We start from the raw sequence: 19,867 nt of genomic DNA on the forward strand, positions 1-19,867 counted from the left end.
TTTTTATCATGATATAATAAACCAAAGAGAATATATTGGAGAATTCTATGACACTCACACATATTTTTTTCGACCTAGATGGTACCCTCGTTGATAGTTCTGAGGGTATTCACAATGGTTTTGTTCAAACTTTTGAAAGACTAGGCCTTCCTGTTCCTAGTGATCAGAAAATTCGTACCTTTATGGGACCACCTCTCGAGGTAACCTTTAAAGAAGAGGTTAGTGAAGAAGGTGCTGCCAAAGCTGTCAAGATCTATCGTGACTATTATGAAACCAAAGGACAATTGGAAGCTCACCTCTATGATGGCATTAAGGAAGTTCTTGAACAACTTAGTAAAGACACTAACAAGAAAATCTTTATCACAACTTCAAAAAATGAACCCATTGCCCTAGAAATGTGCCAACACCTTGGGATTACTGAATATTTTGAAGGTATTTATGGATCTACCCCTGCTGCTTTTCATAAGGCTGATGTCTTGCAGCGTGCCATTACTGAAAATCAAGCCCCTAAAGACCAGTCCGTCATTGTTGGTGATACCAAGTTTGATTTGATTGGTGGAAAAACAGTTGGCATCAAAACAATAGCGGTGACCTGGGGATTCGGGGCTAACGAAACCCTATTAGCAGAAAATCCAGATTTTGTAACTGAGACTCCCCAAGAACTTTGGGATATTTTGAAATAATAATTGATACATGAAAAGAGCATGACTAGACAATCATGCTTTTTTTCTATTGAATCTAGATTACATCTGAACAATGATATCCAGACAAAGCTCCAAAGCCTTATCAAAAGCCTCTGATCCCCAAGCTCTTTGATCGTAATTGCCAATATCTGCAAGGGAATCTGCCGTAAAGAGTAGTAATCCCCAAATAGCTCCTCGAAGTTGAGCAACTGCTGCAAGTGCAGAACATTCCATCTCTACAACACTACAGCCCTCTTCAATGCGATAGGAAACCTTATCTGGCGTTTCTCTATAAAAACCATCTGTCGACCAGGTCATGACCTCTTCATAGGGGATTTTCTTTTGTTTTAAAGTTTTCTCAATAGCTTCCAGAGCTTGTTTATTCATGTCTATATAGCGGAATGGAGCTACATAGTGGTAACTCGCTCCTTCATCCCTCAACGCTCTAGTAGGAATCAAAAAAACATTTTCCTTCATGTTTACCAAAACGCCACAAGTTCCAGTTGAAATGATTTGCTTTACACCATAACCAATTAGCCATTCCATAAATTGTGCAGCTGCAGCTGAGCCAACTGGAGCTTGAGCCAAGCAAATATCCTTCCCGTTGTAAGTCATGACATAAACAGGATAGGTTTTGGTGGCAGAAACAAATTCGCCAACTTTTTCCGCTCCAACAGAGTCCGCATAGCGTTCGATTTCTTCTTCTAAAAAGGCGTAAATACACCTAGCCGGCAAGTCCAAATCTAAGTCCTCATGTGTCGGCATAATCACAGTCTGAGGACTATCATCAAACTCTAAAATTGGAATTTCATGTTTGTGTATCATCTGTTGCCTCCTAAGTTTTAAGAATTATTATATCAAAAAATAACCACTGTAATATGATTTCATAGGAACTACTTCCCAAGAATCACAAAGAAAAACCAATTAAACAATGTACATAACTGAAAAGAAAGGACATAAATCTGCTTTAGTCAGAAATATGTCCTTTTTGTGTTTTATTTTAAGAAATATCATTCCAGTCGGCGTTTATTTCCACAAACCACCTAAAATCTGTTTTTCCAACAAATTTAAGTCTTCTTCTCTTATGTCACTATTGTCGCTAACGATATAGAGTTGGGCAAAGTAGGCCAATAAGGGACCTATACAAATACGAACCATTTGAGGAACTGTGATTTCAGGATTCACTCGTGAATCTGCTATCAATTCCTTATGGAGTACTAATAATTTATCCTGAAGAGTATTCCAAATATAAAGTTGTTCTTTTCTCAGTTTCTTATTTGAAAAAATTTCCTGAAGAATAATTTTCATCAAAGCACGATTCGTTTTGAGATAGGCCATACGATTTTGGACCAGATAATGCACCTTTTCTTCAGTCGTTTCTAAGGCTAAAAGTTCTTCAAAAAAACGACCGAAAAGTCCTGGAACAACAGGGTGCAAAATAGCCGTTAATAAATCTTCTTTAGTCTTGAAATATTTGAAGAGCGTTGCTTGGCTAAGTCCCGCATGTTTGGCAATTTGTAAGGTGGAGGTCCCATTGTAACTCTTAGTAGAAATCAAATCGACCGCCGCCTGCATGATTTTTTTCTTTCCCTTGGGATAGTCTGCACCCTTTAGATAAGCTTCAAACGACTCAAAAACACTCTCACTCATTTTCATCCTCGTATATTTATATTTTATACTTTACGGTAACGACGCAAGCCGACAATATTGAGAGCTGTCAAAGCGACAAGGAAGACTAGTAGAACACCAATATTTGGTAAAATATCTCCAAGTCCACGTCCGTAAAGAATAATCTGACTCATCGCATCACCTGAGTAGGTCAAAGGCAAGAATTTCCCTAGCATTTTTGCCCAGTCTCCCATTGAATCAAGTGGAATGATTCCTGAGAAAAAGAGTTGCGGCATAATCACAAGAGGAATAAATTGCATCATCTGGAATTCTGATTTTGCCAAGGTAGACAAGAGAATTCCGAAGGCTAGTGCCACCAGAGCCAGTACCACATTAACTATTATAACATTTAACAGGCTTCCGACAACTTCAATGTTCAACAACCAGATGGCTGCTAGAACGACTACTGCTGTCTGCAGTATGGCAATAAGGCCGTAAGACAACATATAGCCGTAAACAATTTCCGAACGTTTAACTGGGGTTGCCAACAAACGATCTAGGGTTCCGCTAGTACGTTCTTTCAAGAGTGCCATCCCTGAAATCAAAAAGACAAAGAAGAAAACGACGAACCCAAGCAAAACAGGAATCATTTTAGCAAAGAAGCCGGTGTCCTCGTTACCATACTCATAAGATTCCTTAATTTCAGGAGATTTTACCTTTAGTTGTAATTGTGGAAGGGATTGCTTCACACGGGCTAATAACTGATTGGTGTCTTCACTGGCAATACTGGTGCGTAATACTTGTCGGGTCACCGAAGTTTTAGAGGCATCTGTATTAGCATAGGCTACATGATATTCCCCATCCTTATAAGAGATAACTGCATCTACTTTTTCATCGTTTAAAGCCTCTTTGGCTTTATCCAAGTCTTTGTAGGTTTTGACACTGACATGTTCTAAGTCGTCCATCTTACTTACCAAACTACTTGGCACATCTCGTGTCGCTAGCTTAACAGTCACCGTTGTACTAGCCGAAAACATGAGGTTCATCAGCCACATAATAAAGACTGGTGCCACAAACATTAGGGCCAGTGTCCGTTTGTCACGTAGCAATTCTTTGATGACTTTTTTTGCAATGGCAATTGTTCTCATTTCATTCTCCTTCTGCTTTCAAAAAGACTTCTTCAATACTTGAAACACCATAAGATTCTTTTAGCTTGGATGGTGTATCAAAAGCAATGATTTTTCCACCTAATAGTAGTCCGACCTTATCTGTCAGCTCTGCTTCATCCATGACATGGGTTGTAACTAAGATTCCTACACCATTGTCTCTGAGCGCCATCAACTCTTTCCAAATTTTCTTTCGAAGAGAAGGGTCAATCCCAACTGTCGGTTCGTCCAATATCAAGAGTTGAGGATTTCCTAAAAGTGCTATGGCTAGTGACAAACGTCTTTTCATCCCTCCTGAATAACCAGATACAGCCTTGTTTAAGTGATCTGTCAAATCTACCACTTGAGCTACATGGGCAATTTCAGATGACAAGTCTTTCTTAGAAAGTCCTTTGAGCTTACCGAAAAATTGCAAATTTTCCTGACCTGATAAGGCATCATATAAGGCATCTGACTGAGCCATGTAGCCAATATCTCCTAGAATATGACGATTGGGCATGGTATTTTCTAAGACTAAAGCAATACCGCTATCTGCCTTTTCCATTCCTAACATGGTTTTAATCATGGTTGATTTACCAGCACCTGAGGGACCGATTAGACCAATGATTTCCCCAGACTGTAATTCAAAACCAACGTGGTTTAACACCAGTTGTTGACCAAAAGATTTTTGTAAATCTTGTAAATGTAGCAATGTTTTCATATGCATCCTCCTTAGTGAGTGTTTACTCACTTTTGATTACAAATGACATTATAGTGAGTGAACACTCACTTGTCAAGGATATATTGAATTTTTTTAAAATAAAAACACTGGATGATAGCATCCAATGTTTATGACAAAAACTTCTGATGTTAAGAATCTATTCACGATACTCTGAAATAATCTCTCCTATCCACTTTTTAAAGGCTCGTGAGAAGGAAGATTCTTGATAATAACAAATAAATAGAATTTATAACTTTTCTTCATCTCCCCACCTTTAATCATCATCTTCTAGTACTAGATTCTCATCCTCATAAAAAACGACTTTCCCATCTTTTACTTTAAAAGAATAACTGATTGAATCTTGATTCTCATCCTTGGTATTGGAATAAAAGAAATTATATTTACCATTCGGAAGATCACTAGCATCTAACTTTTTAGCCGCATCTTTCATATCTTGTTCTTTGACTGATGCATTATCATCAATAAAGATAGTCATATAAACCAACTCTTGATCAATCAAGGTTTGGTATGGAATTTGATAATAACCAGCAAAGTCCTTCTTACCTTCCTTAAGATTTTCGGAGGCAATAGTATCCAATATTTTTCCCTTTTCATCATGACTGAAATAAGATAGAAAACTAAAAAACCTAATAGGAAGACCGAGATTTTGTTTCTTCAATTGTTTTTCAATTTTCTTCTCAACTTTTTTAACAGATTTCTGTTCCACAAATACTTCTTTATAGTGTAAAAATTGAATACTGTCATGAGAATCAGATGACCTATTTTCAGGAATAGCCCTATTATTCTCTTCCAATTTTATTGTTTGCCCATCGTAGGTGTTCTCAGAATAGGTATAAGATACGTAGTAAGTTGGACTTTCTAGTGGAGTCCAATGTAAGTCAGTGATGGTAACTTTGCCATGAAGACCCACTTTGTTACAATCTTCGATGATGATTCGCTTAATTTTTATGTAATCACTAGGCATCATCACCTTGCAACCCGTCAAAACCAAAACTGATAGCAGCAAGGGAATCAAGAATAGAATGCGATAGATTTTCTTTTTCATAGCTCTACCTCCTATAGTGGTGTATAACTAGGGATAGAAATATAATTAAGACTTATCATTCCTCAACCTAGTTATTTTTTCGACCTTTCATCTTTAATCATCATCTTCTAATACTAGATTCTCGTCTTCATAAAAAACGACTTTCCCATCTTTAACTTTAAAATTGTAATCGACTGAATTATTTGGTCCATCTTCAAAATTAGATTGATAGAAACTATATTCACCATTTGGAAGGTTACTAGCATCTAACTTTTTAGCAGCATCTTTCAAATCTTGTGATTTAACTGATGCATCATCATCGATATAAATGACCATCTCAATCAACTCTTTATCAATCAAGGTTTGGTATGGAATTTGATAGTAACCTGCAAAGTCCTTCTTACCTTCTTTGAGATTGTCTGAGGCTAAGGTATCCAGATTTTTCTCCTTTTCATCATGACTGAAGTTAGATAGAAAACTAAATGAACTAATAGGAAGACCGAGTTTTTGTTTCTTCAATTGTTTTTCAATTTTCTTTTCAACCTTTTGGACAGATTTCTGCTTCAAAAACGATTCCTTATATTCTGGAACATTGCCATAAGAGTCACTTGACCTGTCTTCATAAATAGCCGTATTTTGCTCTAATACTACTTTCTGGTTATCGTAAGTTTTCTCAGAATAGGTATAAGTCACGTGGTAAGTGGGTATTTCTAAGGCTGTCCAATATAATTTAGTGATAGTAACCTTACCATGCAAACCCACTTTATTACAGTTCTCGACAATAACTCCTCTGACCTTGTTATAATCACTAGACTTCATCTTTCTGAACCCCATCAAAAACAAGGCTGTAAATATTATGAGAAATAAAAGTAAACAATGATTGATTTTCTTTTTCATAGCTCTACCTCCTATAATCTAAAGCTAACAAAAGAAAGACAAGCGACTGTTAAAATCCATTTTCTGAATATATGTATAACATTACTCAATTAATGTAAACGATTACATTATCTTATCTTTATTTTAACATTCTTTACATGAAATGTCAGATGAAATTGGATTCGTTCTTTTACTTCTCTTCTTTGCCAACCCAATCATTGTATTAAAAAAATCTAGTAGACAGCTTCTTCTAGAATCTTTTGTATTCTTATCAACTCATTTCCCCCACAAGAAAGCAATTAGAGGCTTATCAACCAAGGCCGTTTCATGGAGTTTACTGTGTTGGCCGTTAGGACCTGTGATTTCCTTTTCTTGGTAGGATTTGACATGACCTTTAAGCAGATAGGCTAGGGATTGACTGGATAGATTGGTCACGCGCTCATCACTCTCTTTACCTGTATTGCCATAGATGTTGAGGACTTCAACTTGTCCTTGAGGATAGTTGTCTCCAAGAGACAAGAGCTCTTCATATGACTCGGTCATGCTAGTTGGCTTTCCTTCGCCATCTAGAGAGTTATTTTCCAGTTCATTCATGCCGATGATCCCGTTAAAGTGACCAGCGATATCCACTTGTTTGACCAGCTTAGGTAGAGTCTTATCACTGCCGTGTTGGAGCATATAGTAGACGATGGCCATATTGCCGTATGAGTGACCAACCATATTCATCTCAGTAATTCCGTAGTTATCTTGGAGAGCTTTGACGACAGCGTGGGCATAGTCTCCCTGGTCCTGAGTGCTAGCACCTCGATTATTGTCAAAATTGACTAGGACAATTGGATTAACAGCATCCTTAGGAATGTTCCCGTTAAGAGAGACGTCTCCATCTTCAGCCACATTGGCTTCAATAATGGTTTGTGTCACACCAGCTTTTTTAGCCGCATTAGCCATATGTCTTTCCGCACGACTGCTTGAGCCCCAACCATGGAAAAAAATGGTCGGACGACTTGATTGAATAAATGTTTTTCTTGCTTCTGCTTTTACGGCCTGCGCTTGGTTTTGGGAAATAAAATACCAACCACCTACACAAACAAGACCAAACATTGCTAAAAGACTGAAAATAAGAGCTTTTTTCTTCATAAATACCTTTCCGATTTGCTTTATAAAAGAGCAAGATGTTCCCAAACTCTTTTACTAGCAATACTAATTTTAAGCTAGTTCATCTTACATATTTTCTTTGATGAAACGATTCATCTCTTTAAATGGAATCACATCCAACTTATCGTAAAGTTCTGCAAATGGGAAGTTTGAACCAAGGAAGAGAACTGTGTCTGCTTCAAAGACCACTTCGTTGGCTGGTTTCCAACCAACACGGTATGCAGAACCTGTCAACCCTTCGTAGTTCCATTCGAAAACTTCAAAGTTTTTACCAGTTGTGATGATTGGCGCTTTAATCATGCGTGACAATTCAGTGATGATATCACCAGCACCAACTCCACCGAAACCAGCATAGATCACTGGGCGTTCCGCATTGTTCAAGATTTCAACAGCTTTGTTGATTTCCACTTTATTCAAAGCAGGAGCGACGAAGCGACGTTCGTAAGAACCTGATCCGTAGTATGAGTTTTCGTCGATTTCTTGGAAACCGAAATTTACTGGAATTTCAACGACAGCTGGATCTTTTTTAGAAACAGCAGCACGGCAAGCTTCGTTAATCACTTTTGGCAATTGTTCTGTGTAATCGACACGTTTGTTGTAAACAGCGATACCGTTGTACATTGGGTTTTGGTTGAGCTCTTGGAAATCATCCATGTTAAGCTCGTCTTGAAAATAAATTTATTCTGACTATTCTCATGAAAACGATTAAAGTACTAATTTAACACAAAGATATTCACATGTATAAGGATTTGCTCAGAGATGCTCAATCCCTATTACATAACAGATGCTGAATTTGAGAAATTCTCACAAACTATCTTATAATAGGATATTTTATTATAATTTGCAAGCACCTCTAAGGCTTGTAGCTGTAGGAAATCGAACAAAAAGAGGCTGGGACAAAAGTCCTAGCCTCTTAATTGTTTTTGGATTGTCGAGCAAGACGCAGTGGTTGAGTAGGCTCTACTACGCTAATTTCATTAGCTTTTACAGCCCTACTCAACTGTGCGGAGGTGAGACGACAAAATCGAATTCTAACGAATTACCGATTTCTGTCCCACTCTCTTTTTGTTTCATTTAATCAATTTTCGCAACATTGAGAAGCAGAGAGCTAGTCAAAACAGACAAAGAACTAAGGGCCATGGCAAGACCTGCTAGTTCTGGATTGAGGGTCAATCCCAGTCCTACAAATACTCCTGCAGCAATTGGAAGCCCAAGGATATTGTAGATAGAGGCCCAGAAGAGATTGAGTAAGATCCTACGGAAGGTCTTTTGACTCATGTCAAAGGCGCGCACAACGCCAAGCAAATCATTTTGCGTGAGCACGATGCCACCGGACTCGATCGCAATATCCGTTCCAGATCCCATAGCGATCCCCACATCTGCGATCGAGAGAGCTGGAGCATCATTGATCCCATCTCCAACAAACGCGACCTTGCTAGCTTCTTGCAGTTTTTGGATGGCGCTAGCTTTTTCTTGAGGAAGGACATCAGCAATGACGGTGTCAATTCCCACTTGCTTAGCAATAGCTTGGGCCACCCGTTCATTATCCCCCGTTAACATGACCGTTTTCAAGCCCCGTTCTTTGAGCTTTTTGATCGCTTCTTTTGAGCTGGCCTTTGGAGCATCTTGAATGGCAATCAAGCCAATCACTTGCCCATCCACAGACAAACTGATCACTGTTTTGGCCTGCTCTTGCAAGTCTACCATCCGTTTTTCAAGCTCCGGATCCATCGCTGTCCCGTCATGAAGTTTGCCATTTCCCAAGGTCACCAACTGCTGGTCGATCTGACCTTGGACCCCTTTTCCTTCAATCGCTTGGAAGTTTTCCACAGGGGATAACACCAAACCTTTTTCTTCTGCTTGGGATAACACCGCTTGGGCTAGTGGATGTTCTGAAAAAGTTTCAAGACTAGCAGCCAGTGTCAAGACACGCGCTTCATCTCCTACAACATCGGTTACAAGTGGTTGACCAATAGTAATAGTCCCTGTCTTATCAAACACAACGGTTTGAATCTTTTGCACTTCTTGAAGAACTGTTCCATTTTTAATCAGAACCCCCATCTTGGCACTACGGCCGGTTCCGACCATCAGGGCTGTTGGGGTTGCTAAACCAAGGGCACAAGGACAGGCAATAATGAGGACAGAGACTGCATAGAGCATGGCCTCTTGAAGCGACGCGCCCAGAAGCACGGACCAAACCCAGAAAGTCGCAATGGCCAAAATCGTCACCACTGGAACAAAGATACCTGAAATCTTATCCGTCAAATCTTGAATGGGAGCACGACTGGATTGGGCCATTTTGACAAAGTCCACAATTTGAGATAAGAGGGTCTCACTACCGACTTTTTCAGCCTTAAAGAGAATGGTCCCATTGCTGTTGATAGTGGAGCCGATAACTGCATCACCAACTGATTTTTCTACAGGCAAGCTTTCACCTGTCACCATCGACTCATCAATGGTCGTACTTCCTTCTACAATCGTCCCATCAACCGCAATCTTTTCCCCAGGACGGACCCGAATCAAGTCATCAATTTGGATATCTTCTGCCGCCACCTCGACATAGTTCCCATCACGGAGAACTTGAGCCGTTTTTGCCTGCAAATCCAACAACTTTTCCACAGCCTCGGAGGCATTGTTACGCATCCGTTCTTCAAAGATTTGCCCTAAGAGGATAAAGAAGATGATAAAACCCGCAGCCTCAAAGTATACTGGCTGACCAGTAAAAAGGGCAAATACACTATAGACATAGGCTACCAGGGTTCCAAGAGCTACCAAGGTATCCATATTGGAATGGTGCTTCTTAAATGAGGCCCAGGCACTCTTGATAAAAGGTACTCCTGCTACCAACATGATCGGCGTTGTCGCTAGAAAAGTTCCCCAGCGACTGACTGGATGGGATACAAATCCTGCCCACATCCCGATCATCAAGATCAATAAAGGAAGGGTAAAGATACTAGTAATCCAAAAGCGACCCCGTAAACTTAAGACACGACGGCGTTTTTCCACAACCGTGTAGGAACCCTTTTGCATCTTCATTCCACATGAAAACTCAAAGTCCCCTGTTTCTGTCGGGGTAAAGGATATCACCTTATCCACACCGACTTCCAAAGGCTCTAAAATTCCCTGATCTTCAAACAAAATTTCCTTGTAACAGCCGGAAGGATTGACCCGATGGAAGGTGATTTCAGCAGGGATCCCTTTTTGAAGTTGAAATTCTTTGGGACTATAGCCCTTTTCTGCTGTAATACGGATCTTTTGCACTCCGTTTTCCACAACTGCTTTTTGTTTTTCTACCATACCTAACTCCTTTATTCCACAATCATTTGACCATGCATCATGTTCATTCCACATGAATACCCATATTCGCCCGCTTTTTCTGGCGTAATTTCAATGACATGTTTTTCACCTAAAGGCAAATCTTCATGAACGCCAAAATCTGGAAAGATCACTTGAGCCAGACATGAAGATGGATCCTTGCGATTAAAGATGATCCGGGCTGGAACATTCTTTTTCAGGACAATGGTTTCAGGCGAATAGCCCCCCATGACTTCGACTTCAATTTCTTGATAACCTGATTTCTGACGAGCGTGGCCGCTTACCTTTTCATGCTCTGCAAAGAACCACCAAGCAATAAAAGCAACCCCAAGTAAACAAACAATACTAATTAACAATCCAAACATGAAATTTCCTTCTTTCTACTACATACAATTGCAAGGGACTGTTTCGACAGCCTCTGCTTTCTTTTCTTCCAGGACCTGCTGCAGCTGATTAAGATCTGCAAGCGTAAAGTCACTCTCCTGAATCAAGTTTTCAAGCACCTGGACAATTCTTTTTGAGCAAACCTTGTCTTTCACCTCCTCAACCACCAAGTCTAAACTCTGGTCCTGCGTCAACAATGCCGAGTAAACAAAGGCTTTGCCTGTTTTTTCTCTAGTCAAGCACCCCTTTTCCACCAAGCGGAGCAAGAGGGTCTTGATGGTCGACTTCGACCAGTCAAAGCGCTCGGACAAGACGGCGATCAAATCCGTGCTGGTCTGCTTGCCTTCCATCCAGATAATCTTCATGATGCGCCATTCCGCATTGGAAATTTGCATGACCTCTCCTTTCTAAATCTACATTTGTAAACCTTACAATGTTATTCTACTCCTAAGGTTTACATTTGTCAACCCAAAGTTAAAAAAAAAAAACAAATCTTCCTTTGAAGATCTGTCTGATTGGGCTTTTTTCACTCCCTATTTTTATCTCCCTAAATTGTCAAATTAAGTTAGATTTTTCATGTAACAGAGAAAAACTTGGTATAGTGTTTGTTAATTCAAAGACTTCCTAGGAATTCTATTTCTTTTATCAGCTGTAGCTGATAAATAATTTTGAGAAATATTCGTAAAATCCATTTGTTTAGGTAGTCCATTTCGTCTTAATAAGCCATTAGAATGTTCATTGAGACCTTGTTGCCCAGGACATCCTGGATCCGCAAAGAAAATATCAATGTCATGTGCATTCGAAATAGATTTCCAATTATAAAATTCTTTTCCGCAATCAAAAGTGATCGACTTAATTCGTTACTCTATCACAATCATAGCCTTAATAGACTTACGTTCATCCATATCTTTATAGGCTTGATTAATATCTTCCAATTTATAACTTGTCGTAAAGACTCGGCCTGGATTGATGTCGCCATCAAGAACAGCTTTTAACAAAACTTGTTTATCATAGGTTGTGACAGAGGCTGGTCCGCCACCAATCGTTGTATTTTGTCCAAAGGTTGATCCAATGGCACGATTTTCATAGTGTGGAACACCAACAAATCCCATACGACCACCATTATGAAGGACTCCAAGAGCTTGATCTACCGCTGCTTCTGTACCGACACATTCGAGAGCTGCATCTGCTCCTCCCCCGAGGATTTCACGGACTTTGGCAATGCCTTTTTCGCCACGTTCAGCAACAACTGAAGTCGCACCAGACTCCAAAGCCATTTTTTGACGATCTTCATGACGACTCATAAGGACAATTTGTGAAGCTCCACGCATCTTAGCTGCTATGACAGCACATTGCCCAACAGCCCCATCGCCGATAACGACCACCTTGTCACCTTTTTGCACATTAGCCACACGCGCCGCATGGTAACCCGTCGGCATGACATCAGCCAGTGTCAAAAGTGACTTGAGCATGTCTTCACTATAATCTGAAGATTGCCCAGGAATTTTGACAAGGGCCCAGTTGGCAAAGTGGAAACGGATATACTCAGCCTGCACGCCCCCAGACCAGTTATTACCTGGGTGGTTGTCACAAGAGCCATCAAAACCAGCACGACAGGCATCACACTGTCCACAACCATGTGTGAAAGGGGCAATGACAAAGTCACCTGGTTTTACTGTAGTAACTTCCTCGCCAACTTCTTCGACAATTCCGATAGCCTCATGACCGCTATTTCTATGTCCTTCTTCCATTTCCGGATTACGGTAACTCCAAAGGTCCGATCCACAAACGCAAGTGCGAATAATGCGAATAATGGCATCATCTGCTGCTACGATTTGCGGGCGATCAATTTCTGCTAGACCAACCTGCCCAGCTTTGACATAAACTGCTGATTTCATTTAATAACCTCTATTCTTTCGTTACTGATAGTATATACTTTTTAACAAGAAATCGCTCACATCAATCACTCCCTATTACGGTCATATTTAGTTACTTAATCATATTTTTTCCCATACTTCTTTTCAAGCATTTTCTTAACTAGATATGGCATCTTGACATTCTCTCGACCTTTTTTAGCAATCAATTTTTTGACGAAATCAGGCATCTGAATATCTTCTTCCTCTTCTAAAATCTGTCCTGTGTTTGAAGGAGCTTCCAACTCATCAAAAGTCTCTAGTTGAGGATGATAGTAACGATAGTCACCGTCTATATGAGACTGAATGGTTGAAAGAAGGGCTTTAATCAAACGAGTATCGCTATTTGGCATAGGAGGACGGTGATAGGTCACACCAAGCTCATGACAAAGCTCCTTACACTCCACATCATTATCAAAAAGAACCTCAATATGCTCACTAATAAAAGCTATCGGGACAAAAATATAGTGGTCAGGGTGCTCCTTCTCATCATGAAGGTATTCTAAGACATCAGGTTTAATCCAAGGGATACCAATATCACTTTCACTCTGCCATGTATTGTTATACTGGTCTTCTTCAAGGCCTAAAATTTTCACAATCAAGCGAGTATTGTCATAAATCTGATCTATATAAGGATCACCAAAATCAAGGGCCAAAACTGGGACACTATGAGCTGAAAAAATCACCTTATAGCTGTCATCTCTAATTTGATCTAAAATATTTCGAATCTCATCAGCCCAATAGTAGAGTAGGTCGTGTTCACGGTACCAGTCCTTGATAATTTGAAACCTAATCTGCTCACTTTTTAAAAATTTCTCATATCCCATGACAGAATAGTAAGAATAATGAGGCTCTAAAATCAAGCACAAACATTCTTCAATTCCGTCATTCTCCATCTCTTTGATTACATCAGTGATAAAAGGGCGGGAAAATTTATTAGCAAAGTATACTGATGCGTGTTCTCCAAGAGCAGAAGCAACCAGATCCACTTCTTCTCTAGTTATCCTTTGAAGTGGAGTTCCGCCAATTCGTACGTAATTGTCATATAAAGTCTGAATTTCATGTGGTTCAGGACGAACACCACGTCGGATATTCGTGAAAAATTCCGCTACTCCTTCATAGGTAATCTCTTCTGGTGACCCAAAGGTCATCATCAACACAGCTCTCTTACTCATAAATACTCCTTGTTTCACGTTTATTCTATTTTAGCATGAAAAGGCTTACTTTAGGGAACTTAGTATCAAAATAACTCTTAAAGGTAGACTTTAAGAGTTTAAAAACAAACCTTAATGATGGTTTTGCTGCTCACTTTCTGCTTCCAGCTCTTCGATATTTCGCTTGTGGGCGCGGTGAGTTGCTAGGTCTTCATCCACTTCGATGGTGACATTTTGAAAGCCACAGTCTTTAAGCAAGGTGCGGATAGACTCTTTACAGACCTCCATATGCTTGACATGCTCCAGACAAACATGGACAATAGCATTCTTCTCTAAGCCGTCCATGGTCCAGAGATTGAGCTGATTGATACTAGCAACATGGTCCAATTCAGCCAAATCCGTCTTTATCTTCTGGATGTTCACCCCTTCTGGTACAGCATCCAGGAAAATCTTGAGCGTGCTCCAAAAACGTGGAATGGCTTTTGATAGAATAAAGAAGGAAATGGCAAGGGACAGGAGCGGATCCAGGATATACCAGTCAGTAAATCGGAGAACAATGGCCATCAAGATGACGGCCAACCAACCCAAGGTGTCTTCCAAAAAGTGCAGGCTGAGAATGGATTCATTCTTGGTTTGCCCCTTGCGAATGACCAGACTCGCCAGCACATTGACACTGATAGCAATAATTCCCAACCAAAGAAGCCCTTCGTCATTGATGGGCTGTGGGTGGAAAAGCTTGCTTACATTTTCTAAAATCACCATACCAGACCCTGTCATCAGAATCACAGCGGTCACCATGGCACCTAAAAGGCTAAAACGCTTGTAGCCCAAGGTGTAATGGCTGTCTTCTTTCCGATTGGAAATGCTCTCTAGAAAAGCTGAGATGCCAATGGCGATTGCATCTCCAAAGTCATGGACCGAATCAGCGAGAACTGCACTAGAACCAAAAATTCCACCCGCAATAAATTCAACAATGGCAAAGCTTAGATTTAATAAAAAAGTCAACCAAACCGCATATTTTGTCTTCATTATATTTCTTCCTTTGTTATAATAGATTCATGAACATCATGTTCATTATCTATTATCCAATACTATCAACAGAAAGGATAGGGGCAAACCGTTCGCTGTGTACGTTACTGAACAGTTTGTTCATAGTGTCCATATGACTGCACAAGATCGTCGCATTACCAAGACTAGAAAAGCCATCTATCAAGCTTTCTTGCGCTTACTTAACCAAAAAGATTATGAGACCATCACCGTTCAGGAGATTATTGACTTGGCTGATGTAGGACGTTCGACCTTTTACAGCCATTATGAGAGCAAAGAGTTACTACTGGATGAGCTCTGCCAAAAACTCTTTCACCATTTGTTTGAGCGTGCTCAACACCTCTCTCCACAAGACTACCTAGCACATATCTTTCAACATTTTAAGAAAAATCAAGACCATGTAACCAGTCTCTTACTCTCCAAAAATGATTATTTTATCCGGCAACTGCGAAAAGAGCTAGAACATGATGTCTATCCAATGGTTGCCGAGGAGCTGATTCAATCGCACCCAACCATCCCTCACTCCTATCTCAAGCATCTGGTCGTCAGCCATTTCATTGAAACCCTCAGCTGGTGGTTGAAAAAAGGCAAGTCCTATAGCGAGCAGGAAGCTGTCCAGTTTTATTTGGAGATACTGAAAGTTGGTTCAAACTAGAAAGAAGTTTTTTTAATGACCCTCACTCAATTTTATTTTCTCTTTCCAGCCTTATTCATGCTTCACGAACTTGAGGAAATCATATGGATGCCCTCCTTTGTCAAAAAACTATCAGCACAGTTTCCAGATATTCGATTCCTTTCTTATTACACTCCTTTTACTTTCAATGCCATTGTCTTGGAGCAGTTTCTGATCCTGCTTCTATCACTTTTTCTTAGCTATCAGTTTAGCAACTATACTATTTACGCAACCATTGTAATTGCTTATATCTACCATATTTTCGGACATCTGATTCAGACAATTGTCCTTCGAAAATATGTTCCTGGCTTGTTAACGGGCAGTTTAACGAGCTTGTTCTCCATCGCATTTCTCAAAATTGAAATTTCAGTCAAACTCTATGGTTTCTCTTTTTTGACTTTACTGGTTATCGTTTTAAATCTTCTAGTATCATTTATGATTCTTCATAAAATCAGTCATAAAAAATAGCACTCAGACAATCATATCTTAGAAAGGAAACATCTATGTCACTTTATCTAATCTTTAGCATCATCACAGTCTTCTTAGCGCTTGCTTTTGTCCTGCTTCATTTGTTGGCCTCCCTTTCTGAAGTTAAAAAAGGAAATCACACTCTAGGAAATCAATTTCTCCTCATCGGAAGTAGCCTTGCGACTTTGTCTCTCTTCCTCTACTTCTTTTTCTCGATTGTCGCACTATCTCTTTGGATGATTGGTTGTGGGGTAATTTGCTACGGAGCCTATTGGAATGGCAAGCACAAAGAAAACTTCCATCTAGCCCACCATGTCATTCGGATCGGAATTGCTCTGATTCTTACCACTTTATTAGCCCTTATCTAAGAAAAACTCAAGTTTTATCAATGAAAACTTGAGTTTTTTGGTAGTTACGAAATCAATAAGGAATTAAAAATCTTGCTTTTCTTTAAACAGTTTAATCTTTTCTAGGCAGTAATCCATTAATTTCTGTGCTTTTTCAAATGAATAGCCTTTTTCAGATACCGACTTGACTTTCTTTTCATCAAAATAGTAGCCAGTCAAGCCCCTGACTTCCTCTGACAAGGTGAGATAATAACCTGTTTCGATTCCCTGATCTAGATCTTTCGAAAGAGACTTCAACAAGCGTTCAAAGAGAGACTTTTTCGTCTTTTCATCACTAGAATCATTCCCCAAGTTAGTCGAGATAAGACCAGGATGGTAGGCATTGATAGTGATGTTTGAACCTTTTAAAAAGAAATCTCTTGCTAGATAGCGTGTCATCCAAATGGTATAGAGTTTGGAATTATTATAAGCCAATCCTGGATTGTATTCTTTCTCAAATCCAAAGTCCAAATCCTTAACCTTGGCAAAATGATGCATATAGGAAGAGGTATTAATGACACGGCCATCAGGCGTTTTTTCTAACAAGGGGCTTAGCTCAGTTGTTAACATATAGGGAACGAGAACGGATAACATAAAAGTCAACTCGACATTTTCAGCACTCGCTTTTCGTTCTTTTCCTACATACAGGCCTGCATTGTTAAATAAGACATCGATCCTTTGAAAGTCACGCTTGATTTCCTCCGCAAATCGATAAACCTCATCTAATTTTGAAAAATCTGCCAAGTAGCTTGAAACTCTTCCTCTCAGGGAAACGGCCCGAACCTCTCGAAGCGCCAACTCAAGTTTTTGAGGATTGCGACCATGAAGGATGACATGATGGCCTTCACTAGTCAGTTTCTTTGCCAAATGTTTACCAATACCATCCGTAGCACCTGTTATTAGAATGGTTTTGACCATATTAGTCCTCCAAGAAAGCAATGAGTTCTTTCGAAAACTCTTCTGCATATTGGAAGATCGAACCGTGACCAGCATTTGGATAGATGATGAGCTTACTATCTTTTATTTTCTCATGCATATCATAAGAATTTTCCGTTGGAACCTGCATATCCTGGTCGCCGTTGACGATTAAGGTTGGTTGGGTGATAAATGTTAGGTCGTCTTGAGAATCTTTCCCCCAACGTTTAATAGCTTTAAGTTGAGTCAAGAAACCAGGCACACTCATGTCTTTGTCCGCAAATTCTTTGGTTCGCATTCCCATTCGTCCGAGAACTTTCAAGGCTTCGATTTTTCCTTGTTCATCATGGTTATAGAAGATATAGCGTTTAGGATCGATGCGCTCGAGTCCAGCTTTAAACATATAGTTAAATGTTTTCCCTGTGACCTTATCGACCTCTTTTCCTCCCCGAGGTCCTGTTCCTGCCAAGATAAGACGGTTGACCAAATCAGGCTTAATTCGGACCATTTCTTGGGCAATCATACCTCCCATAGAAAGACCTAGGAGATTGATTTTATCGTAACCAAGGGCTTTTACAAAGGCAATTGTCTGCTCAGCCATTCCAGAAATGGTTGGCACCACTTTGCCTTGACTGGCTCCGACACCAGGAAGGTCGACCACAATCACATGGTGTTTTTCAGCAATCAAGTCCAAGAGTTTTGGATCCCAGTTATCGAGGGTTGCTGCCAAATGGACCAGCATCAGAAGAGGTAGTTTTGATTGGCCTTTGCTGAGTTCGCGATAGGCGATTTTGTTTCCTTGGACAGTGATGTATTGATTTTTAGTTGTAAGATATGGCATTGTCTTTTCCTTTTATTTCTTAAAGCTGAGGATTGTTTTTCCACGCGAGCGACCATTAGCGACCTTGTCTAAGGCGCTATTCACTTCTTCAAATGGATAGACTGTATCGATAGATGGCTTGATTTCCAATTTGCTAAAGAGGTCAGCTACCTCTTGTAATTGAGCGCCATTGCTTTCTACAAAGATAAAATGGTAGTGAACGCCGTATTTGTCAGCCATCTTATCAAATTTGCGACCGGCTAGTCCAAGTAGGATCTGTTTCCATTTTGCCAGGTTCATGCGTTTGGCAAAGTCACAATTTGGCATCGCACGGAGGGAAACAAGCTGACCACCTTTTTTCATGATAGACATTTGTTTTTCAGTCTCAGCGCCCCCAAGGGTATCGAGGACATAATCAACCTGGCTAACCGTTTTTGTATAATCCTCTGTTTTGTAATCGATAAAGCGGCCTGCTCCTAAGTTTAATACACGCTCAGCACTATCTCCAGCCCCATTGGTGATGACTGTCAAACCTTTAGCCTTGGCAATCGGAATGGCCATTCCACCGACACCTCCAGTACCACCAGAGATAAAGATAGTTTTGCCAGCTTGAGTGCCCATGAGGTCTAAGGCTTGCATAACGGTCAAGGCAGTCAAAGGCACAGCAGCGGCTTCCTCGTCTGATAGATAGTCTGGAACCTTGGCTAAGGCTTGGCTATCGACAGCGACGTATTCTGCAAAGGCGCCAATATGATCAAGTGGGAGACGTCCAAAGACACGGTCTCCAACTTTGAGATTTTTGACTTGTCTACCGGTCTCTTCAATGATACCGACCACTTCATTTCCCGCAGTTTGTGGGAGTTTGTAAGGAACGATCATCTTGACTTCTCCTCGGGAAATCATGTTATCCAGAGGATTAACACCAGCTGCGGTGACTTTGAGCAAAACTTCATTGTCTGTGATACTTGGTGTAGCGATTTCTGTGATGTTAAGAGTGATATTCTTTTTGTTATAAGTAGTATGTTGTGCAGCTTTCATTGTCTTCTCTTTTCTATTTTGTTGTATCTGACAAAGATACAAGTCTAGTCTTTTTAAAACTGATCTGCATGCAAATCAGTTTCGTTTTTGTTTGGCTTCTTTATAAAGATTGTTAATGACATCTTCTAAGGTTTGGTGGGCTAGTTCCTTCTCAAGTTGAGCTTCAGCGCTAGCAAATAGTGGTGAAACGGCAGCCTGGATATGTTTCCCTACTGGGCAATCGGGATTGCTATTTTGATGAACGGGAAATAGGCTGATGTGGCTGACTTCTTGTGTCGCAAAATAAATGTTAAGTAAGGTGATGTCCTTTGGGGATTTACTAAGTTGGTAGCCCGTTTTTCCCTGCTGAGACTGGATTAGTCCAGCATTTTTCAATAAGACAATCACCTTACGAATATAACTCGCATTGGTCCCAACACTCTCAGCCAGAGCTTGTGAACTTAAGGTATCCTTGCTCTCACTAATCATGGTTAGGATGTGCAAGGCTACTGAAAATTTCGTATCCATATAAACTCCTTTAG

21 protein-coding genes and 2 pseudogenes are annotated in these 19,867 nt (G+C 40.1%); 4 read left to right on the forward strand and 19 right to left on the reverse strand.

The genetic code is table 11. The annotated features are described in order from the left end of the window. Positions 1 to 47 precede the first annotated feature (47 nt). The gene (locus HMPREF1517_RS05385) at positions 48 to 683 is read left to right on the forward strand and encodes an HAD hydrolase-like protein (protein ID WP_037599901.1); all 636 of its coding nucleotides are present in this window, start codon (positions 48 to 50) and stop codon (positions 681 to 683) included. Positions 684 to 743: 60 nt separating this feature from the next. Here the strand turns inward: HMPREF1517_RS05385 and HMPREF1517_RS05390 are convergent, their stop codons facing one another. From HMPREF1517_RS05390 to HMPREF1517_RS05455, 15 genes and pseudogenes are all read right to left on the reverse strand, one after another. Beyond that, complete coding sequence (locus HMPREF1517_RS05390; RefSeq protein ID WP_037599903.1) at positions 744 to 1,508, reverse strand: nucleoside phosphorylase; 765 nt, start codon at positions 1,506 to 1,508, stop codon at positions 744 to 746. A 201-nt stretch (positions 1,509 to 1,709) separates the two neighbouring features. Then, positions 1,710 to 2,333: a TetR/AcrR family transcriptional regulator gene (locus HMPREF1517_RS05395; RefSeq protein WP_037599905.1), complete on the reverse strand. Its 624-nt coding sequence runs from the start codon at positions 2,331 to 2,333 to the stop codon at positions 1,710 to 1,712. Between the two features lie 23 nt (positions 2,334 to 2,356). Beyond that, positions 2,357 to 3,439, reverse strand: coding sequence for an ABC transporter permease (locus HMPREF1517_RS05400; protein WP_037599907.1), 1,083 nt, complete (start codon positions 3,437 to 3,439; stop codon positions 2,357 to 2,359). A gap of 1 nt (position 3,440) precedes the next feature. After that, positions 3,441 to 4,157 (reverse strand): ABC transporter ATP-binding protein, encoded by a 717-nt coding sequence (locus tag HMPREF1517_RS05405; RefSeq protein ID WP_037599909.1) that lies wholly within the window; start codon positions 4,155 to 4,157, stop codon positions 3,441 to 3,443. 274 nt (positions 4,158 to 4,431) lie between these two features. Beyond that, a complete protein-coding gene (locus tag HMPREF1517_RS10660) occupies positions 4,432 to 5,223 on the reverse strand; it encodes a hypothetical protein (protein WP_232219562.1) in 792 nt (263 codons plus the stop codon). Positions 5,224 to 5,316: 93 nt separating this feature from the next. After that, positions 5,317 to 6,099, reverse strand: a complete 783-nt coding sequence (locus HMPREF1517_RS10665; protein WP_156921848.1) for a hypothetical protein — start codon at positions 6,097 to 6,099, stop codon at positions 5,317 to 5,319. Positions 6,100 to 6,354: 255 nt separating this feature from the next. After that, positions 6,355 to 7,215 carry an alpha/beta hydrolase gene (locus HMPREF1517_RS05420; protein WP_037599911.1) on the reverse strand — a complete coding sequence of 287 codons (861 nt, stop codon included), beginning with the start codon at positions 7,213 to 7,215 and terminating at the stop codon, positions 6,355 to 6,357. A gap of 96 nt (positions 7,216 to 7,311) precedes the next feature. Beyond that, positions 7,312 to 7,899 (reverse strand): annotated as a pseudogene (locus HMPREF1517_RS05425) (pyruvate oxidase); the annotation flags it as partial. 408 nt (positions 7,900 to 8,307) lie between these two features. Next, entirely contained in the window at positions 8,308 to 10,530 is a 2,223-nt protein-coding gene (locus HMPREF1517_RS05430) for a heavy metal translocating P-type ATPase (RefSeq protein WP_037599916.1), read from the reverse strand. Between the two features lie 11 nt (positions 10,531 to 10,541). Continuing rightward, positions 10,542 to 10,913, reverse strand: coding sequence for a cupredoxin domain-containing protein (locus tag HMPREF1517_RS05435; protein WP_002891015.1), 372 nt, complete (start codon positions 10,911 to 10,913; stop codon positions 10,542 to 10,544). An 18-nt stretch (positions 10,914 to 10,931) separates the two neighbouring features. Beyond that, entirely contained in the window at positions 10,932 to 11,327 is a 396-nt protein-coding gene (locus tag HMPREF1517_RS05440; RefSeq protein WP_037597830.1) for a CopY/TcrY family copper transport repressor, read from the reverse strand. A gap of 213 nt (positions 11,328 to 11,540) precedes the next feature. Beyond that, positions 11,541 to 11,786, reverse strand: a pseudogene (locus HMPREF1517_RS10285) (IS30 family transposase); the annotation flags it as partial. 6 nt (positions 11,787 to 11,792) lie between these two features. After that, positions 11,793 to 12,830 carry a zinc-binding dehydrogenase gene (locus HMPREF1517_RS05445; RefSeq protein ID WP_037599918.1) on the reverse strand — a complete coding sequence of 346 codons (1,038 nt, stop codon included), beginning with the start codon at positions 12,828 to 12,830 and terminating at the stop codon, positions 11,793 to 11,795. 95 nt (positions 12,831 to 12,925) lie between these two features. After that, the gene (gene hemH / locus HMPREF1517_RS05450; RefSeq protein ID WP_037599921.1) at positions 12,926 to 14,020 is read right to left on the reverse strand and encodes a ferrochelatase; all 1,095 of its coding nucleotides are present in this window, start codon (positions 14,018 to 14,020) and stop codon (positions 12,926 to 12,928) included. A gap of 111 nt (positions 14,021 to 14,131) precedes the next feature. Then, entirely contained in the window at positions 14,132 to 15,028 is an 897-nt protein-coding gene (locus tag HMPREF1517_RS05455) for a cation diffusion facilitator family transporter (protein ID WP_037599923.1), read from the reverse strand. 133 nt (positions 15,029 to 15,161) lie between these two features. On the opposite strand from HMPREF1517_RS05455, the gene HMPREF1517_RS05460 reads away from it, so the two are divergent. Genes HMPREF1517_RS05460 through HMPREF1517_RS05470 form a run of 3 tightly spaced genes read left to right on the forward strand, consistent with a single transcriptional unit; the run spans position 15,162 to position 16,555 of the window. Continuing rightward, a complete protein-coding gene (locus tag HMPREF1517_RS05460; protein ID WP_224111184.1) occupies positions 15,162 to 15,701 on the forward strand; it encodes a TetR/AcrR family transcriptional regulator in 540 nt (179 codons plus the stop codon). 15 nt (positions 15,702 to 15,716) lie between these two features. Further along, positions 15,717 to 16,187, forward strand: coding sequence for an HXXEE domain-containing protein (locus tag HMPREF1517_RS05465; RefSeq protein WP_037599926.1), 471 nt, complete (start codon positions 15,717 to 15,719; stop codon positions 16,185 to 16,187). A gap of 35 nt (positions 16,188 to 16,222) precedes the next feature. After that, a complete protein-coding gene (locus tag HMPREF1517_RS05470; protein WP_037599928.1) occupies positions 16,223 to 16,555 on the forward strand; it encodes a hypothetical protein in 333 nt (110 codons plus the stop codon). 63 nt (positions 16,556 to 16,618) lie between these two features. On the opposite strand, the gene HMPREF1517_RS05475 is transcribed toward HMPREF1517_RS05470, so the two are convergent. From HMPREF1517_RS05475 to HMPREF1517_RS05490, 4 genes are all read right to left on the reverse strand, one after another. Further along, positions 16,619 to 17,491, reverse strand: a complete 873-nt coding sequence (locus HMPREF1517_RS05475; protein WP_037599931.1) for an SDR family NAD(P)-dependent oxidoreductase — start codon at positions 17,489 to 17,491, stop codon at positions 16,619 to 16,621. A 1-nt stretch (position 17,492) separates the two neighbouring features. After that, a complete protein-coding gene (locus HMPREF1517_RS05480; protein ID WP_037599934.1) occupies positions 17,493 to 18,329 on the reverse strand; it encodes an alpha/beta fold hydrolase in 837 nt (278 codons plus the stop codon). Positions 18,330 to 18,341: 12 nt separating this feature from the next. Continuing rightward, the gene (locus tag HMPREF1517_RS05485) at positions 18,342 to 19,346 is read right to left on the reverse strand and encodes an NADP-dependent oxidoreductase (RefSeq protein WP_037599937.1); all 1,005 of its coding nucleotides are present in this window, start codon (positions 19,344 to 19,346) and stop codon (positions 18,342 to 18,344) included. Between the two features lie 75 nt (positions 19,347 to 19,421). Continuing rightward, on the reverse strand, positions 19,422 to 19,853 hold the full coding sequence (locus HMPREF1517_RS05490; RefSeq protein WP_037599939.1) for an Rrf2 family transcriptional regulator: 432 nt from the start codon (positions 19,851 to 19,853) through the stop codon (positions 19,422 to 19,424). Between the last annotated feature and the right edge of the window lie 14 nt (positions 19,854 to 19,867).

The organism is Streptococcus sp. ACS2, from assembly GCF_000525585.1.
Taxonomy (GTDB): Bacteria; Bacillota; Bacilli; order Lactobacillales; family Streptococcaceae; genus Streptococcus.

Coding starts and splice junctions, on each gene's coding strand:
- HMPREF1517_RS05385 (WP_037599901.1), top strand. CDS start 48: ATGACACTCACACATATTTTTTTCGACCTAGATGGTACCCTCGTTGAT.
- HMPREF1517_RS05390 (WP_037599903.1), bottom strand. CDS start 1,508: ATGATACACAAACATGAAATTCCAATTTTAGAGTTTGATGATAGTCCT.
- HMPREF1517_RS05395 (WP_037599905.1), bottom strand. CDS start 2,333: ATGAGTGAGAGTGTTTTTGAGTCGTTTGAAGCTTATCTAAAGGGTGCA.
- HMPREF1517_RS05400 (WP_037599907.1), bottom strand. CDS start 3,439: ATGAGAACAATTGCCATTGCAAAAAAAGTCATCAAAGAATTGCTACGT.
- HMPREF1517_RS05405 (WP_037599909.1), bottom strand. CDS start 4,157: ATGAAAACATTGCTACATTTACAAGATTTACAAAAATCTTTTGGTCAA.
- HMPREF1517_RS10660 (WP_232219562.1), bottom strand. CDS start 5,223: ATGAAAAAGAAAATCTATCGCATTCTATTCTTGATTCCCTTGCTGCTA.
- HMPREF1517_RS10665 (WP_156921848.1), bottom strand. CDS start 6,099: ATGAAAAAGAAAATCAATCATTGTTTACTTTTATTTCTCATAATATTT.
- HMPREF1517_RS05420 (WP_037599911.1), bottom strand. CDS start 7,215: ATGAAGAAAAAAGCTCTTATTTTCAGTCTTTTAGCAATGTTTGGTCTT.
- HMPREF1517_RS05430 (WP_037599916.1), bottom strand. CDS start 10,530: ATGGTAGAAAAACAAAAAGCAGTTGTGGAAAACGGAGTGCAAAAGATC.
- HMPREF1517_RS05435 (WP_002891015.1), bottom strand. CDS start 10,913: ATGTTTGGATTGTTAATTAGTATTGTTTGTTTACTTGGGGTTGCTTTT.
- HMPREF1517_RS05440 (WP_037597830.1), bottom strand. CDS start 11,327: ATGCAAATTTCCAATGCGGAATGGCGCATCATGAAGATTATCTGGATG.
- HMPREF1517_RS05445 (WP_037599918.1), bottom strand. CDS start 12,830: ATGAAATCAGCAGTTTATGTCAAAGCTGGGCAGGTTGGTCTAGCAGAA.
- hemH (WP_037599921.1), bottom strand. CDS start 14,020: ATGAGTAAGAGAGCTGTGTTGATGATGACCTTTGGGTCACCAGAAGAG.
- HMPREF1517_RS05455 (WP_037599923.1), bottom strand. CDS start 15,028: ATGAAGACAAAATATGCGGTTTGGTTGACTTTTTTATTAAATCTAAGC.
- HMPREF1517_RS05460 (WP_224111184.1), top strand. CDS start 15,162: ATGACTGCACAAGATCGTCGCATTACCAAGACTAGAAAAGCCATCTAT.
- HMPREF1517_RS05465 (WP_037599926.1), top strand. CDS start 15,717: ATGACCCTCACTCAATTTTATTTTCTCTTTCCAGCCTTATTCATGCTT.
- HMPREF1517_RS05470 (WP_037599928.1), top strand. CDS start 16,223: ATGTCACTTTATCTAATCTTTAGCATCATCACAGTCTTCTTAGCGCTT.
- HMPREF1517_RS05475 (WP_037599931.1), bottom strand. CDS start 17,491: ATGGTCAAAACCATTCTAATAACAGGTGCTACGGATGGTATTGGTAAA.
- HMPREF1517_RS05480 (WP_037599934.1), bottom strand. CDS start 18,329: ATGCCATATCTTACAACTAAAAATCAATACATCACTGTCCAAGGAAAC.
- HMPREF1517_RS05485 (WP_037599937.1), bottom strand. CDS start 19,346: ATGAAAGCTGCACAACATACTACTTATAACAAAAAGAATATCACTCTT.
- HMPREF1517_RS05490 (WP_037599939.1), bottom strand. CDS start 19,853: ATGGATACGAAATTTTCAGTAGCCTTGCACATCCTAACCATGATTAGT.